This window comes from Streptomyces sp. NPDC040405 (genome assembly GCF_055595765.1).
Genome location: NZ_JBVIVI010000006.1, coordinates 449,828 through 464,521, shown reverse-complemented (window position 1 = coordinate 464,521; position 14,694 = coordinate 449,828). Strand labels below are relative to the sequence as shown.

Sequence of the window (14,694 nt, the reverse complement as noted above, 5' to 3'; positions counted from 1 at the left end):
GCATCCCGTCACCCGTCGGTGTGTGGCCGCAAGGGGTCGTCTCCCAGGTCGCTCGTGTGCGTCTCCTTCAGGAACCACACGCACAGCGCGGACACCAGGGCGATCACCACGATGTAGCCGGACACCGGCACGGACGAGCCGGTGGAGGCGACGAGCTGGGTGGCGAGGAGCGGGGTGATGCCACCGCCGACGATGCCGCTCGCGTTGTAGGCCACGGACGCGCCGGTGTAGCGGTAGCGGGTGGCGAACATCTCGGGGAGGAAGGCGCCCATCGGGCCGTACAGCGCGGCGAAGGCGAGCATCCCGACGGCCATCGCGAGCCCGATGAGCAGCGGCTCACCCGTGTTGATCAAGGCGAACATGGGGAACGCCCACAACGCGGCCAGCACCCCCGCGCTCAGGCAGACGTTGCGGCGGCCGACCCGGTCGGACAGGACGGCCAGCACCGGGGTGGCCAGCCCCAGGACGAGCGCCGCCGCCATCGCGCACAGCAGCAGCATGTCCTTGTCGAGGTCCAGCACCGTGGTGCCGTACGAGAGCGCGAAGGTCGTGATGGTGTAGAAGAGCGTGTGCGCGAGGATGAACGCGCAGGTCGCCAGGGCCAGAGTGGCGCCCTGACGGCGGACCACATCGACGATGGGCGCCTTGGCCCGCTCGTGCTGTTCCAGCGCCTTCCGGAACACGGGGGTTTCCGCGATCCGCATCCGGATGTAGAAGCCGACGACCACCAGCGCCGAGCTGGCGAGGAACGGGATCCGCCACCCCCAGGACTCGAACGCCGCGTCGTCCATCACCCGGCCCAGCAGCAGGAACGAGCCGCCCGCGGCGATGAAGCCGATGGCGGGGCCCATCTGCGGGAAGCTCGACCACAGCCCTCGTTTGTCCCGGGGCGCGTACTCGGTGGCCAGCAGCACCGCGCCGCCCCACTCACCGCCCAGCCCGACACCTTGCAGGAACCGGCACAGGACCAGCAGTACCGGTGCCGCGATGCCGACGTCCCGGTAAGTGGGCAGCAGTCCGATGGCGACCGTTCCCGTCCCCATGACGAGCAGGGAGGTGACCAGCATCGTCTTGCGGCCGGTGCGGTCCCCGAAATGTCCGAAGATCACTGCGCCGATCGGGCGGGCGACGAAGCCGACGCCGAAGGTGGCGAACGCGGCCAGGGTGCCCGCGAGCGCGGAGAAGGTGGGGAAGAACAGCTTGCCGAGGACGAGCGCGGCAGCGGTCCCGTAGATGTAGAAGTCGTAGAACTCGATGGCCGTTCCGATGAAACTGGCGACCGCGATTCTTGTGGCGGACACCGTACGGACGGCGGGTGGGGCGATGGTGGACATGGCGGCGGCTCCCGGGTGACCTTGGACTGCCGTCGGAGTATGGGGCGCGGCGGCGGAGCACGCCACCGTTGCCTGTCGGGAATCAGCCGGGTGCTTTCCTCGCTTTGTCGAAAGCCGTTCGACCAGGGCAGGTGGCTCAGCGGATCAGCGCGTGGAGGCGCAGCCCCAGGTGGAGGGTGAGCCGGTTGTCGCCGTCGGCCAGGTCGAGCCCAGTGAGTTCCGTGATCCGCTGCAGCCGGTAGTAGAGCGAGGTGCGGTGGAGGTGGAGGGCGTCCGCCGTGCGCGGGGCCGACCCCGCGTGGTCGAGGTAGGCGGTGAGGGTTTCGGTGAGGCGGCCCGACGGGTCCCCCGCGAGGAGGGTGCGCAGCGGCGCGGGCAGCAGCGCGGGCGTCAGGCGGTCCGGCGGAAGCAGCGACAGGGGTGCCAGCGCGCCGAGTTCCTCCCACTGGACGATGCTGTCGCCGCGGGCCCGCACACCGGCTGTGCGGGCGGCGCCGATGGCCTGCTCGTACGACATCCACGCCGCTTCGGCGCCGCCGTCCACGGTCTCACCGATCCCCGCGACGCACTCCGCCGTTCCGGCCAGCACCGACCGTGCCTGTTCGAGGAGGGCCGACGCGCGGGCGCGCAGCGGTTCGTGCGGCAGGGGGCGGTCGGAGAAGGTAAGCAGCACCCCCTGCGGGCCGATGAGGCAGAACTCGGTCCGCCACGACCTGTCCCGCGATCTGTCGGCCGCCACCCGCTCCAGCCCCGTGCGCAGCGCCACCTCCACCGCTCCCCCGCGGTCGGCCGGTGGTTCACCGGCGGTCCGCGCGACGGTGACGGTGGCGTAGCGGGACGACGGCAGCAGGCCACCGCGTGCGAGCGCGTCCCGGCCGGTCTCGCGCACGGTGGCCGACGGGTTCAGCAGTCGGCTCAGCGCTCCCTCGCGGGCCATGCGTTCGGTGTCGTCGGCGGCGAAATCCTGGTACATCAGGGGCGCGAGGGTGTGCGTGGCGGCGGTGACGGCGTCGATGCTGGAGTCCGGGAGGGAGCCGTCGGGGTCGATGACGATGAGCAGGCCCAGCAGTTGATGCCGCCACCGGATCGGTGCGCACAGCCGGGCCCGCATGCCGAGGTCCTCGCGGGGCGGGATGACACCGGGTGCGGTCCAGCGGTCGACGCCCTGGGCGAGGATATGTCCGGCCGCGGCGCTCCCCGCGTCACGCTGGAGCACGGCGCGCACCCGCACCCGGTCCTCGTCACCGAAGTGGCGGCTCGCGCAGAGGATGTGCACGCGGGGATCGTTGACCGCGACGGAGCGGCCTATGCGCTCCGCCAAATCGTCCACGACGTCCTGGAGTCGGCCTCCGGGCATCGCGCGTCACCTCCCGCCGGGCGCTGCCACTGTCAGGGGAAGATCATTACGCATGTCCGCTGTCAGGTGAAGGGTTTTGACCTGCCGTTTTCTACAGATCGAGGATCCGGTACGGCAGGTTTGCGACGGCCGTCGGTGGTCCGGACACCTCTCGGCGCCCAGGATCGGGCCATGCGCAGGGGACGACGACTGGACGGCCGTACCGCACTCGTCTTCGGGGCCGGTTCCAGCGGTGGCGGAGTGAGCAACGGCAAGGCGGCCGCGCTCGCGTTCGCCCGGGAGGGCGCGCGCGTCGCGGCGATCGACATCGACGCGGACCAGGCGCGCCGTACGGCCGAGGCGATCACGGCCGAGGGTGGCGAGGCGCTGTCCCTGACGGCCGATGTGACGGTCGAGGAGCAGGTGGCCGACACCGTCGTGGCGGCCGAGCGCGCCCTCGGCGCGCCGACGCTGCTGCACAACAACGTCGGCGTGGCCCGCTTGGGCGATGTCACCGAACTCGACCTCGCCACGTGGCGCGCCGCCCTCGCGGTCAACGTGGACGGTGTCTTCCTGACCTGCAAGCACGTGCTGCCGCGCATGCGTGCGGCGGGTGGTGGCGCGGTCGTCAACGTGTCGTCGATCGCCGCGATACGCGACACCGGTTATCCATACCCCAGCTACAGCGCGGCGAAGGCGGCGGTCAACCAGCTCACGGTGTCCCTGGCGCTGCGCCACGCCGCCGAGGGCATCCGCGTCAACGCCGTCCTTCCGGGGCTGATCGACACCCCGCTGGTGGCCCAGCAGATCCTGGCCGGTGCCGACGACCCCGAGGCCGCGCTCGCGGCGCGCCACGCGGCGAGCCCGACCGGACGCATGGGCACCCCCTGGGACGTCGCGGCGGCCGCCGTCTTCCTCGCCTCCGACGAGGCGGCGTACGTCAACGGCGTGTGCCTGCCGGTGGACGGCGGTCTCACGGCCCGCTGCTGAACTCCCTTAGCAGGCATGCCAGTTGACCACGCCCATTTCCGCAACAGACCAACATTTTCGCAAACTGCGCATCGCCTTGACACGTCGTCACCCGTGCCTTCTCGTAATACCGCACAAAGTCGAACGCCCGCGCACAGCGGCGCACGGACTACGAGGAGTACGAAACATGAAGCTCTCCCGCCCCAGACGCCGGACCGTAGCTGCCGCCCTGGCGGCCGTCGCGTTCACGATGGCCGCACCGGCCGTGGCACAGGCAGCCGCCCCCGTGCAACCGCGCACCACGCAGGCCGAGTTCGCGACCATCACTTGGACGCTGCAGAAGGCCGGCAACCCCACCCCGGACCAGCAGGACGCCTACAACCGCATCACCTCGGCCATGAACGCCGCGGTGGCCCGCTACAACAACCTCAGCGATCTGGGCAAGAGCATCACCGTGCAGTACGACCCGGGCGTTCCCACCGCGGACGGCAACATCAACGGGACCATACGGTTCGGCAGCAACCGCTCCTACATGGCCGAGCGCACCGCGCTGCACGAGATCGCGCACACCATAGGCGTCGGCACGAGCGGCCGTTGGGCCTCGCTCACCAGTGGCGGCACGTGGCGTGGCACGGAGGCCACCAAGCTCGTCCGGCAGTACGACGGCGCCAGTGCCACGCTCTCCGCCGGGGGCGGCCACTTCTGGCCGTACGGCCTGAACTACGACAACGAGTTCTCCCAGACCGCCGCCGACCGGCACGTCAACATCGTCGCCGCGATGGTGCGGGACGGCCTGTAACCCGTCATTCGGCAGGGCTGTAGTCCGGCAGGACCAGGCCGGTGTTGGCGGCGCGGAACTCGGCTGCCGTCAGTTCGGCGGGGTTGAGCAGGGCCTCGTTCCGGGCGTCGAGCAGGGCCTGAGTGCCGGGGACCATCATGGCGGCGCCCGAGGTGGCCAGGGCCTGGTTCTGCTCGGCGAAGGGGCGTGTCGTCCGCTCGTAGGCGGCGAAGGCGGCGGCGTGATCGGCGTGGGTGGCCAGTTCCCCGGCCAGGATGTACGCGCCGACGAGGGCGACGCTGGAGCCCTGGCCGGAGAGGAACGAGGTGGCGTGGGCGGCGTCGCCGACGAGGGCGACGCGGCCGTGCGCCCAGGTGGGCATGTGGATCTGGCTGATGATGTCGAAGAACAGGTCGTCGGCCGCGCGCATGGCGGCCACCAGGCGCGGAAGGTGCCAGGTGTGCTCGGGGAACGTGGCGGCGACGAGTTCACGCTGGGCCTCGGGGTTGCGGAAGGCGGTGAAGGGCGGCTCCTCCTGCCGGAAGGCGAGGAAGCCGTGCACACGGTCACCGAGCTCGTGGCCGTAGAGGACGGCCGACCGGCCGGGGGCGTTCCAGATGACCCCCTCGTGTGCGAGGCCGAAGTCGTTGTCGAGGGTGAACCCGGCGAAGGTGTGGCCCAGGTAGCGGTGGAACCGGTCCTCGGGGCCGAAGACCAGGCCGCGGGTGTGGGAGTGCAGCCCGTCCGCGCCGACGACCAGGTCGAAGGTGCGGTGGGCGCCGCTGTCGAAGGTGACATCGACACGGTCCCCGCGGTCGTCCAGGGTGGCCATGGAGTCGTTGAACAGGAATTCGACCTCGTCGCGGACCGGAGCGTAGAGGGCGTCCGCCAGGTCGCCACGTCGCACTTCGAGGTCCAGCCCCTCCGCCCCGCCGGTGAGGGCTTCCGGGCGGACGGAGCCGATGAGGTTCCCGTCGGCGTCCACGAAGGATGCCTTGCGGGTGTCGACATGCGCTTCGCGCAGCCGCGGGAGCAGTCCCATGCGGTCCGCGACGTGGCGGGCCGTGCCACGGATGTCGATCGGGTAGCCGCCACTGCGGATCGTGGATGCCTTCTCGACGACGGTGACCTCGAAGCCGTAGCGATGGAGCCAGTAGGCCAGGGACGGCCCGGCGATGCTCGCACCGGAGATGAGGACCTTGCGGTGGGCGGGACGGACGCGCATACATACCTACCTTAGGTATCTTTTTTTCGGGGCGACCGCGATGCTACAGATACCTAACTTAGGCAGGCAAGTGGGATCCGACGGTGAACTCGGCAGCGCCGGGCGGTTCTTGCCCTCAGCCGAGCCGATCCAGGATGGGCGCGAGCCCTGCCGGACGCTGATCGACCGGCAAGTGGTCGACGAAGTGCACCGGACACCCCAGCGCCTCCGCGCCGCCGTCCGCGGTGCGGCTGTCGCCGACCATCAGCACGCCGGGGGGTGCCAGGCCGAGCGCGTCACAGGCGGCCCGGAAGATGGCGGGGTCGGGCTTCTGCGTGCCCAGCTCGTAGGAGAGCACATAGGCGTCCACCAGCCCGTCGAGCCGATGCGCTCGGAAGACCGGCCGCAGATCCCAGCCGATGTTGCTGACCACGGCCACCGGAATACCCCGTCGGCGCAGCTTCCGCAGCGTTGCCTCGGTGTCGGGGTACGGCCGCCAGGCGGCGGGCGTCTTGTGGCGGTCGTACAGCGCCCGGGTCAGCTCCGCCCTCGGCAGCCCGGCCTCTTCGATCAACGCACAGAAGGCCGCCCGGTGCTGGTCGGCACTCAGGTCCCGTTCGCGCCACACCCTTTCGAGGCGCGGGGGAATGTGCTGGGGCGACGGTCCGCCCGGCAGCGCTCCGCATTCCGTCAGCCGCCGCACCCAGTCGGAGAACTCCTCGCCGTCCACCGGGTCCGCGGCCTCCGCCAGTACCGCGCCGAGCCACTCCTCAACCGACTCGATGCGCATCAGCGTTCCGGAGAAGTCGAACATCACGCCGTTGACCATGTCCGTGATCGTAGGCCGTCGAGGCTGCCGCCGGAACCGGCACCGCGCCGTCCTCGAGCGCCGCTCATGACGCCTGAGGTAATCGACGCCCCTCCCCTCCCCCGGCAGGATCAGAGCCATCGACGCGACGTCACGCCGGGATCCGGCCACCACTTCGAGGAGAGCGCCATGCCCGTCAACTCCGCACATCTCGCGGCACGTTCAGCCACTTCCGTCGCCGAGGCCACCCGAACCGTGGTGCGGGAATTCCTTGCCGCCCGGGTGGCCGGGGACACCGGGCGGCTCCGTCAGCTCTTCGCCGACGAGGTCGACTGGCTGCTCGCCGAGAACCCCACGGTGCCGTGGATCCGCCCGCGGTCCACCGCCGCCGCATGCGCCGCCCAGGTCACGGAGCTGATGGAGCACACCGTGCCCGAGGACGCGCGCGCCTCCGTCGACACCTTCCTCGTCGACGGCACCGACGCCGTCCTGATGGGACACCTGTCGGGAACCGTCCGCGCGACGGGAAAGTCCTTCGCGGGCCCGTTCGCCCTGCGTCTCACCGTCGAGGACGGCCGGATCACGCGGCACCACCTCTACGAGAACAGCCTGTCGATCGCCGAAGCCTGCGCCCGGGGATGAGGCTCGCGGACAGGCCGGTCAGCGGGATGACGCGGCGATCCGTACGCGGGCGCCGTCGTTGTCGCTGGCGTCATCGGACAGGAACGACGCCAGGCCCTGGCCTTCCTCGGTGACGGCCGTGTGCTCGGCACGGGAGAAGCCGCGCAGCGGGGTGACGGTCACGGTGCCCGCGTCGGCCGTCCACGTCGCGGCGACCCGGCCGTCCACCAGCACGACGCGGGCTCCCGCGACGGACAGGCCGCGGTGGGCGTCGTCGATGATCCGGCCGCGGTCGTGGTAGCCGAGGATCGCGTTGTCGAACGCGGGCAGGAACCGCACCGGGGCGGGTGTGTCGGGGGCGGGGCGCGGCGCGTCGGGCAGGTCGAGCAGTTCGCGGCCGCGCGTGTCGCGGAAGGTGACCAGCTCTTCGCGGACGGCGGCCACCGCGGCTGGCAGTCCGGCGAGGCCGCACCAGGCGCGCAGGTCGGCCGAGGCCGCGGGGCCGAACGCGGCCAGGTAACGGCGCACCAGCGCCTCGCCGACCGGGTCGGTCCCCTCGGGTGCGGGCGGATCGATCTCGCGGCCCAGCCAGCGGGAGAGCGGGACGTTGCGCACCCCCGCCCTCATACGCCACAGCCCGCGCGGTGGCAGCTGCACGACCGGGACGAGGGCGGCTATCGCCATCTCGCCCAGCGCCCTCGGGCTCGGCGCGGGCCAGCGGTCGGCGAGCGCCCGCGCGACCTCGGCCATCGAGCGGGGCTCGCCGTCGGCCAGCACCGCGCGGGCCGCCGCGGCGAGTTCGGCGAGGTCCACCCCGTCCAGCTCACGGCGGTAGGTGCCCATCACCCGCTGGCGCAGCATAGGGTCATGGCGGGCCCGCCAGGCCAGGGTGTCGTCGGCGGTGAGGAGGTGGACGGTGCGGCGCATGAGGTGGGTTCGTACCACGTACCGCCCGGTCAGCAGGTCGTCCAGGGTCGCCGGGTCGAACGCGCGCAGCCGCGACCAGAGGCCGGTGAACGGTTCCTGTGGCTCCTGCGCCTGCAGCCCGCCGAGGTGTGCGACGGCGTCGAGGACCGGTACGTCGGCGCGATCGAGCAGCAGCTGCCGGGCGAGCGTCGCACGGCCCAGCGCCCGGTTGTCGAGAACGGTCATCGGCTCAGGTGTCCCCTTCGGTCCCGGTCGCTGTCGCTGTCGGGTGCGGGGACCACGATCGCAGGGGATGCGGTCAGGGTGTGACCGCATCCCCGCGCGCGTCGCTACAGCAGCGCCGGGCCGCGGTACTCGCTCATCGCGTCGATGAGCCAGCGCGCCAGATAGTCGGCGAACGAGGACCGCGGGAGCAGCCGGTACGTCGGGGCCTCGTCGACCTGCCAGAGCAGCACCGCGACGGGTCCCACCGTGGTCGACGCCGCCCGGCCGGGGCCGAACGCCCGGGGGTGCAGGTCCAGGGGGCAGCCCTTCTCCAGCACCTGCCGGGCGGCCGGGCCGCTCAGCTCCAGGGTGGTGCGGTTCGCCGAGACGTCCACCACCGATCCCGGGTCGTCCGCAAGCGCCTCCCGCAACTCGGCGGCCACGGCGGGTCCGTCGGCCGGGGACAGCACGAGCCACTCGTCGGGGCCGAGCCACAGGAGCGTGCACGGGCCGGACGCGGTGGTCTGGCCGCACTGCCGCGGCAGCGGCGCGCCCAGGGTCTTCTCGATGCGGTCGGCCGCTTCGGACGCGGGGTCGACGCGCAGGTTCACCATGGCGATGAACGGCCACTCGGCAAGCCGGACACCCCGCCCGCCGCTGACGGCGGCGGCGCGCATCGGCTCCTCCAGATGGGCCAGGGGGCTGGTGCGCAGGGCCACCGGGCCCGCGCCCGCGTCGATCGTCGGCTCAGCCATCGCGCTTGGTCCCTTCGGGGTCGTACAGGACGGTGTCGGCCACCAGGACGGGCACCAGGTCCTCGCCCACCGGGGCGAGCAGGGTCTGCCCGACCCTGGCCCGCCCGTCGGCGACGAGGGCGAGGGCGAAGGGGCGGCCGAGGGCCGGGCTGTGGTAGCTGGAGGTGACGTGGCCGAGCATCGGCACCGGCCCGGCCTCGGGGGTGATGGGCACGTCCGGCGCGACGAGCTGGGCGCCCTCGGGCAGCCGGGTCCTGCCGTCGCTCGGCAGCAGGCCGACCAGTTGCTTGCGGTCGGAGCGGGAGGTGTCGGGACGGGAGTAGGAGCGTTTTCCGACGAAGTCCTTCTGCTTGGAGACCACCCAGGACATGCCCGCGTCCTGCGGGGTCACCGTGCCGTCGGTGTCCTGGCCGACGATGATGTAGCCCTTCTCGGCGCGCAGGACGTGCATGGTCTCGGTGCCGTACGGGGTGATGCCGTACGGCCGGCCGATCGCGTACACCTCCTCCCAGACCGCCAGGCCGTACCACGCGGAGACGTTGATCTCGTAGGCGAGTTCGCCGGAGAAGGAGATCCGGCAGATACGGGCCGGGACACCGGAGGCCAGGGTGGTCTCGCGGAAGGCCATGAAGGGGAACGCCTCGGCGGACAGGTCGACGTCCGGTGCGAGGTGGGCGACGACGTCGCGGGACTGGGGGCCGACGACGGCGATGGTCGTCCACTGCTCGGTCACCGAGGTGCAGTGGACATCGAGTTCGGGCCACTCGGTCTGCAGCCACTCCTCCAGCCAGTCCAGGACCCCGGCGGCGCCACCGGTCGTGGTGGTCATGAAGTAGCGGTTCTCCTCCAGCCGCAGCGTCACGCCGTCATCGAAGATCATCCCGTCGGGCTTGCACATCACGCCGTAGCGGGCCATGCCGGGCTTCAGCTTCTTGAAGCCGTTGGTGTAGATGCGGTTCAGGAACTCACCCGCGTCCGTGCCCCGGATTTCGATCTTGCCGAGGGTGGTGGCGTCCATGAACGCCACCCCCTCACGGGCCGCGCGGCACTCGCGGGCCACGGCCGTGTCCATGTCCTCGCCGGACCGGGGGAAGTACCGGGGGCGCTTCCACTGCCCGACGTCCTCGAACACCGCCCCGTGCGCGACGTGCCAGCCGTGGACGGCGGTGGTCCGCTCCGGATCGAACAGCTCGCCGCGCTCCCGCCCGGCCAGGGCGGCGAAGCCCACCGGGGTGTACGGCGCCCGGTAGGCGGTGGTGCCGATCTCGCCAGGTGACGCCCCCGCGCCGAGGGCCTCGGCGATCACACCGATCGCGTTGACGCCGGACGTCTTGCCCTGGTCGTTCGCCGTGCCGAGCGAGGTGTAGCGCTTGATGTGCTCGACACCCCGCATGCCCGAGCCGACCGACCGCCAGACGTCGGCAACCGTGACGTCACGCTGCAGGTCGACGAAGTGGGTGTCCCAGCTGCCGGGTTCGCCCTCGGACGCGGGGACGAGCCACAGCGCCCGCACCGGGCCGGCGTCTGCCCGGGCGTCGTCGGGCGGCGGTACGGCCACCGGGAACCCGGCGTCCGACGCGGCCAGCGCACCGGCCCGCGCCCCTTCGGCGAGACAGCCGTCGAGGCCGAACGTCCCGCGGGCCGCGCCGACGACCCGCTGGTCCCGTACGGTGCCCTCGGGGACGAAGGCGATCAGGTCCTCGTCCCAGCGCAGCTTGCCCTGACGCTGGCTGTGCAGATGCACCACCGGGCTCCAGCCGCCCGCGACGGTCAGCAGGTCGCAGTCGAACGACTCGGGGGCGCCGGTGAGTTGCCCGTGGCCGTCGAGGGCCCGGACCGTGACACCGGTGAGGTGGCTCTCGCCCGCGGTGGCGGCCACCGCGCTGCCCGTCAGCACCCGCACCCCGGTCGCCACGGCCACCTCGGCGGCCCGGTGGGACAGCTCGGGGCGCGCGTCCACGACGGCGGCGATGCCGATTCCGGCGGCGTGCAGGTCGGCGACCGTGTCGTACGCGCTGTCGTTGGTGGTGCTCACCACGGCCCGCGAGCCCGGGGCCACGGCGTACCGGTTGAGATACCCGCGCACGGCCCCGGCGAGCATCACCCCGGGGCGGTCGTTGCCCGCGAAGACCAGCGGACGCTCGTGCGCGCCGGTCGCCAGGACCACCTGGCGGGCCCGTATGTGCCACACCCGCTGGCGCGAGACGCCTTCGGACGGCTCGGGAGCGTCGGCGCCGAGGTGGTCGGTGCGGCGCTGCACGGCCAGTACGTAGTTGTCGTCGTAGCTGCCGAACACCGTGGTGCGCCGCAGGACGACGACCTCGGGGGCGGCGTCGAGGGCCGCGCGGACCTCGTCGGCCCAGGCGAGGGCGGTCTGCCCGCCGACCGTCTCGGTGCGCCCGGCGAGCAGCGAGCCGCCCGGCTCGGGCTGCTCGTCGACGAGGATGACCCGGGCGCCGGAGCCCGCGGCAGCGGTGGCGGCGGCGAGCCCGGCCGGTCCGGCGCCGACGACGAGGACATCGGTGTGGACGTACTTCTTGTCGTAGACGGCGGGGTCGGGGGCCGGGTCGAGCCGTCCCATCCCGGACAGCGTGGTGGCGGACAGGCCGTCGTACAGCTCTGTCGTGGTCGCGGGCAGCATGCCCTCCGAGCACCGGCCGTCGATCTGCACCAGGGCGTTGGGCTCCTCGGGGCCCGCGGCGACGATGCCGCGCGGGCGGCCGCGGTAGAGCGACGGAGCGACCTCCACCTGCCCGTTCGCCAGCATCGCCGAGGCGAGGGTGTCCCCGGGGTGTCCGGTCATCTCCCGGCCGTCGACGGTGAACCGCAGCACGGTGCCGCGGTCGACGCGGCCCCCGTCCGGGAGCCGGAATGGCTGGTCGGTCATCGGTTCCCTCCGGCCTGGGGCAGTTCGGGGCGGGGCTCGTCGAGCCGGTAGGCGGCCAGCACCTGGTAACTCACGGTGTCGCGCAGGACGTTGAACCAGCGGCGGCATCCGGTGCTGTGCATCCACCGCTCGGCGAAGGGCCCCTTGGGGTTGTCGCGGTAGAAGACGTACGCGGCCCACTCCTCGTCGGTGAGGTCCGCGGGCTTTCCGGGGTAGGGGACATGGGCCTGGCCCCCGTAGTGGTATTCGGTCTCGTCGCGAGGACCGCACCATGGGCAGGTGATCAGCAGCACGGTGTTCTCCTCAGTGGGCCACGGCCGCGGCGCCGTGTTCGTCGATCAGGGCGCCCGTCGCGAAGCGTTCGAGGGCGAAGGGGGCGTTCAGCGGGTGTGGCTCGCCGGTGGCGATGGTGTGCGCGAAGGTCAGACCGGCGGCCGGCATGCCCTTGAAACCGCCGGTTCCCCAGCCGCAGTTGACGTAGAGGTTCTCGATCGGCGTGGTGCCGACGATCGGGGAGGCGTCCGGGGTGACGTCCACGATGCCGCCCCAGGTCCGCAGCACATGGGCCCGGGCGAAGACGGGGAACAGCTCGACGGCGGCGGCCATCTGCTGCTCGATGACGTGGAAGGAGCCGCGCTGTCCGTAGCCGTTGTACGCGTCGACGCCCGCGCCCATCACCAGCTCGCCCTTGTGCGCCTGGGACACGTAGACGTGCACATGGTTCGACATCACCACGGTGGGGTGCACCGGCTCGTGCAGCTCGGACACCAGCGCCTGCAGCGGATGGGACTGCACCGGCAGCCGGAAGCCGGCCATCTCGGCCAGCACGGTGCTGTGCCCCGCGGCCGCGAGGCCGACCCGGCCGGCGAGGATGCGCCCGCGGTTGGTCTCGACGCCCACGACCCGGTCGCCGTCCTTGAGGAAGCCGGTGACCTCGCACCCCTGGATCAGGTCCACGCCCAGCTCGTCCGCCCGCCGGGCCAGCGCCCAGGCGACGTGGTCGTGCTTGGCGATACCGGCCCGCGGCTGGAAGGTGGCGCCGAGGACCGGATACCGGGTGCGGGGCGAGACGTTGAGGATGGGGCAGACCTCGGCGACCTCGTCCGGTTCGAGCCACTGGGCGTCGACACCGTTGAGGCGGTTGGCGTTGACCCGGCGCACGCTGTCGCGGACGTCCTGGAGGGTGTGCGCGAGGTTGAGGACGCCGCGCTGGCTGAACAGGAAGTCGTAGTCCAGCTCCTCCGGGAGCTGCTCCCACAAATTCAGCGCGTGTTCGTAGATCGCCGCGCTCTCGTCCCACAGGTAGTTCGAGCGGATGATCGTGGTGTTGCGCGCCATGTTGCCGCCGGCGAGCCAGCCCTTCTCCAGGACGGCCACATTGGTGATGCCGTGGTTCTTGGCGAGGTAGTAGGCGGTGGCCAGGCCGTGGCCTCCCGCGCCGACGATGATGACGTCGTAGGAGGAGCGCGGTTCCGGGTTGCGCCAGAGGAAGTCCGGGTGCTCCGGCAGCGGCTGGGTGGTCATGCCGCGTCTCCGTTTCAGGTGGGGATGTTCAGGTGGGCGTAGAGCGGGAACGCACCCGCGAGCTTTTCGACGCGGTCCCGCAGCAGGCCCGCGTGCTCGTCGCCGAACTGCTCGTCCTTGAGGGCCTGGGCGATGATGTCGGCGACCTCCCGGAACTCCGTCTCGCCGAAGCCGCGGGCGGCCAGGGCCGGGGTGCCTATCCGCAGCCCCGAGGAGACCATCGGCGGGCGCGGGTCGAACGGCACCGCGTTGCGGTTGACGGTGATGCCGATGCGGTGCAGCCGGTCCTCGGCCTGCTGCCCGTCGAGCGCGGAGGCGCGCAGGTCGACGAGGATCAGATGGACTTCGGTGCCGCCGGTCAGCACCGTGATCCCGGCCTCGGCCACATCGTCGGCCAGCAGCCGTCCGGCGAGGATGCGCGCACCGGCCAGGGTGCGCTGCTGACGGTCGGTGAACTCCTCGCTCGCCGCCACCTTGAAGGCCACCGCCTTCGCCGCGATGACGTGTTCCAGCGGGCCGCCCTGCTGGCCGGGGAAGACCGCGGAGTTGATTTTCCTGGCCAGGTCGGCGCGGCTGAGGATCACACCGCCGCGCGGGCCGCCGAGGGTCTTGTGGGTGGTGGTCGTCACGACGTCGGCGTACGGCACGGGGCTCGGGTGGAGGCCCGCGGCCACCAGCCCGGCGAAGTGCGCCATGTCCACCATGAGATACGCGCCCACCTCGTCCGCGATGCGCCGGAACGCGGCGAAGTCCAGCCGACGGGGGTAGGCCGACCACCCGGCGACGATCATCTTGGGCCGGTGCGCGAGAGCGAGCCGCTCGACCTCGTCCATGTCGACGCGCATGTCGGACTCGCGCACGTGGTAAGGCACGACGTTGTACAGCTTGCCGGAGAAGTTGATGCGCATGCCGTGGGTCAGATGACCGCCGTGCGCCAGGTCGAGACCGAGGATCGTGTCGCCGGGCTCCAGCAGCGCGACCATCGCGGCCGCGTTGGCCTGGGCGCCCGAGTGCGGCTGCACGTTGGCCGCCTCCGCGCCGAAGAGTTCCTTCACCCGGGCGATGGCCAGCTGCTCGATGACGTCGACGTGCTCGCAGCCGCCGTAGTAGCGGCGACCCGGGTAGCCCTCCGCGTACTTGTTGGTCAGGACCGAGCCCTGGGCCTCCATGACCGCGGCCGGAGCGAAATTCTCCGAGGCGATCATCTCGAGGGTGGACTGCTGACGGTGCAGCTCGGCGTCCACCGCGGCGGCGACATCCGGGTCGAGTGTGCTGAGCGGAAGGGAGAGGTGGGCGGTGTCCGTGGTGATCGACGGGTTCGTTGCCATCTGTGCACCATCCTGAGAG

Annotated in this window: 13 protein-coding genes; 3 read left to right on the top strand and 10 right to left on the bottom strand. The window is 71.8% G+C overall.

Translation table 11 applies throughout. From position 1 onward, the window contains the following. Positions 1-8: 8 nt before the first annotated feature. On the bottom strand, positions 9-1,334 hold the full coding sequence (locus tag ACZ59A_RS26305; RefSeq protein WP_470962904.1) for an MFS transporter: 1,326 nt from the start codon (positions 1,332-1,334) through the stop codon (positions 9-11). A 136-nt stretch (positions 1,335-1,470) separates the two neighbouring features. Beyond that, positions 1,471-2,691, bottom strand: coding sequence for a PucR family transcriptional regulator (locus ACZ59A_RS26300; RefSeq protein ID WP_470962901.1), 1,221 nt, complete (start codon positions 2,689-2,691; stop codon positions 1,471-1,473). A gap of 171 nt (positions 2,692-2,862) precedes the next feature. On the opposite strand from ACZ59A_RS26300, the gene ACZ59A_RS26295 reads away from it, so the two are divergent. Both ACZ59A_RS26295 and ACZ59A_RS26290 read left to right on the top strand, forming a co-directional pair. After that, entirely contained in the window at positions 2,863-3,660 is a 798-nt protein-coding gene (locus ACZ59A_RS26295) for an SDR family NAD(P)-dependent oxidoreductase (RefSeq protein ID WP_470962898.1), read from the top strand. 166 nt (positions 3,661-3,826) lie between these two features. Continuing rightward, entirely contained in the window at positions 3,827-4,438 is a 612-nt protein-coding gene (locus ACZ59A_RS26290) for a hypothetical protein (protein ID WP_470962895.1), read from the top strand. A 4-nt stretch (positions 4,439-4,442) separates the two neighbouring features. Here ACZ59A_RS26290 and ACZ59A_RS26285 read toward each other — a convergent pair whose 3' ends face one another. Next, positions 4,443-5,642, bottom strand: a complete 1,200-nt coding sequence (locus tag ACZ59A_RS26285) for an FAD-dependent monooxygenase (RefSeq protein WP_470962892.1) — start codon at positions 5,640-5,642, stop codon at positions 4,443-4,445. A 115-nt stretch (positions 5,643-5,757) separates the two neighbouring features. Then, positions 5,758-6,450 carry an HAD family hydrolase gene (locus ACZ59A_RS26280; RefSeq protein WP_470962888.1) on the bottom strand — a complete coding sequence of 231 codons (693 nt, stop codon included), beginning with the start codon at positions 6,448-6,450 and terminating at the stop codon, positions 5,758-5,760. Between the two features lie 168 nt (positions 6,451-6,618). Here ACZ59A_RS26280 and ACZ59A_RS26275 point away from each other — a divergent pair, with 168 nt between their 5' ends. Next, positions 6,619-7,071: a nuclear transport factor 2 family protein gene (locus ACZ59A_RS26275; protein WP_470962885.1), complete on the top strand. Its 453-nt coding sequence runs from the start codon at positions 6,619-6,621 to the stop codon at positions 7,069-7,071. An 18-nt stretch (positions 7,072-7,089) separates the two neighbouring features. Here the strand turns inward: ACZ59A_RS26275 and ACZ59A_RS26270 are convergent, their stop codons facing one another. The 6 genes from ACZ59A_RS26270 to glyA form a co-directional block, all read right to left on the bottom strand. Further along, positions 7,090-8,202 carry a winged helix DNA-binding domain-containing protein gene (locus ACZ59A_RS26270; protein WP_470962882.1) on the bottom strand — a complete coding sequence of 371 codons (1,113 nt, stop codon included), beginning with the start codon at positions 8,200-8,202 and terminating at the stop codon, positions 7,090-7,092. Between the two features lie 104 nt (positions 8,203-8,306). Continuing rightward, positions 8,307-8,936 carry a sarcosine oxidase subunit gamma gene (locus tag ACZ59A_RS26265; RefSeq protein WP_470962879.1) on the bottom strand — a complete coding sequence of 210 codons (630 nt, stop codon included), beginning with the start codon at positions 8,934-8,936 and terminating at the stop codon, positions 8,307-8,309. Further along, complete coding sequence (locus ACZ59A_RS26260) at positions 8,929-11,823, bottom strand: sarcosine oxidase subunit alpha family protein (protein WP_470962876.1); 2,895 nt, start codon at positions 11,821-11,823, stop codon at positions 8,929-8,931. The genes ACZ59A_RS26265 and ACZ59A_RS26260 overlap by 8 nt, the downstream gene beginning before the upstream one ends. Then, positions 11,820-12,116 (bottom strand): sarcosine oxidase subunit delta, encoded by a 297-nt coding sequence (locus ACZ59A_RS26255; protein ID WP_470962873.1) that lies wholly within the window; start codon positions 12,114-12,116, stop codon positions 11,820-11,822. Before ACZ59A_RS26255 ends, ACZ59A_RS26260 begins: the two co-directional genes overlap by 4 nt. 10 nt (positions 12,117-12,126) lie before the next feature. Next, complete coding sequence (locus ACZ59A_RS26250; protein ID WP_470962870.1) at positions 12,127-13,347, bottom strand: sarcosine oxidase subunit beta family protein; 1,221 nt, start codon at positions 13,345-13,347, stop codon at positions 12,127-12,129. Positions 13,348-13,361: 14 nt separating this feature from the next. Further along, positions 13,362-14,675 (bottom strand): serine hydroxymethyltransferase, encoded by a 1,314-nt coding sequence (glyA, locus tag ACZ59A_RS26245; protein ID WP_470962867.1) that lies wholly within the window; start codon positions 14,673-14,675, stop codon positions 13,362-13,364. Between the last annotated feature and the right edge of the window lie 19 nt (positions 14,676-14,694).

Coding starts and splice junctions, on each gene's coding strand:
- ACZ59A_RS26265 (WP_470962879.1), bottom strand. CDS start 8,936: ATGGCTGAGCCGACGATCGACGCGGGCGCGGGCCCGGTGGCCCTGCGC.
- ACZ59A_RS26275 (WP_470962885.1), top strand. CDS start 6,619: ATGCCCGTCAACTCCGCACATCTCGCGGCACGTTCAGCCACTTCCGTC.
- ACZ59A_RS26305 (WP_470962904.1), bottom strand. CDS start 1,334: ATGTCCACCATCGCCCCACCCGCCGTCCGTACGGTGTCCGCCACAAGA.
- ACZ59A_RS26270 (WP_470962882.1), bottom strand. CDS start 8,202: ATGACCGTTCTCGACAACCGGGCGCTGGGCCGTGCGACGCTCGCCCGG.
- glyA (WP_470962867.1), bottom strand. CDS start 14,675: ATGGCAACGAACCCGTCGATCACCACGGACACCGCCCACCTCTCCCTT.
- ACZ59A_RS26290 (WP_470962895.1), top strand. CDS start 3,827: ATGAAGCTCTCCCGCCCCAGACGCCGGACCGTAGCTGCCGCCCTGGCG.
- ACZ59A_RS26285 (WP_470962892.1), bottom strand. CDS start 5,642: ATGCGCGTCCGTCCCGCCCACCGCAAGGTCCTCATCTCCGGTGCGAGC.
- ACZ59A_RS26295 (WP_470962898.1), top strand. CDS start 2,863: ATGCGCAGGGGACGACGACTGGACGGCCGTACCGCACTCGTCTTCGGG.
- ACZ59A_RS26260 (WP_470962876.1), bottom strand. CDS start 11,823: ATGACCGACCAGCCATTCCGGCTCCCGGACGGGGGCCGCGTCGACCGC.
- ACZ59A_RS26250 (WP_470962870.1), bottom strand. CDS start 13,347: ATGACCACCCAGCCGCTGCCGGAGCACCCGGACTTCCTCTGGCGCAAC.
- ACZ59A_RS26280 (WP_470962888.1), bottom strand. CDS start 6,450: ATGGTCAACGGCGTGATGTTCGACTTCTCCGGAACGCTGATGCGCATC.
- ACZ59A_RS26300 (WP_470962901.1), bottom strand. CDS start 2,691: ATGCCCGGAGGCCGACTCCAGGACGTCGTGGACGATTTGGCGGAGCGC.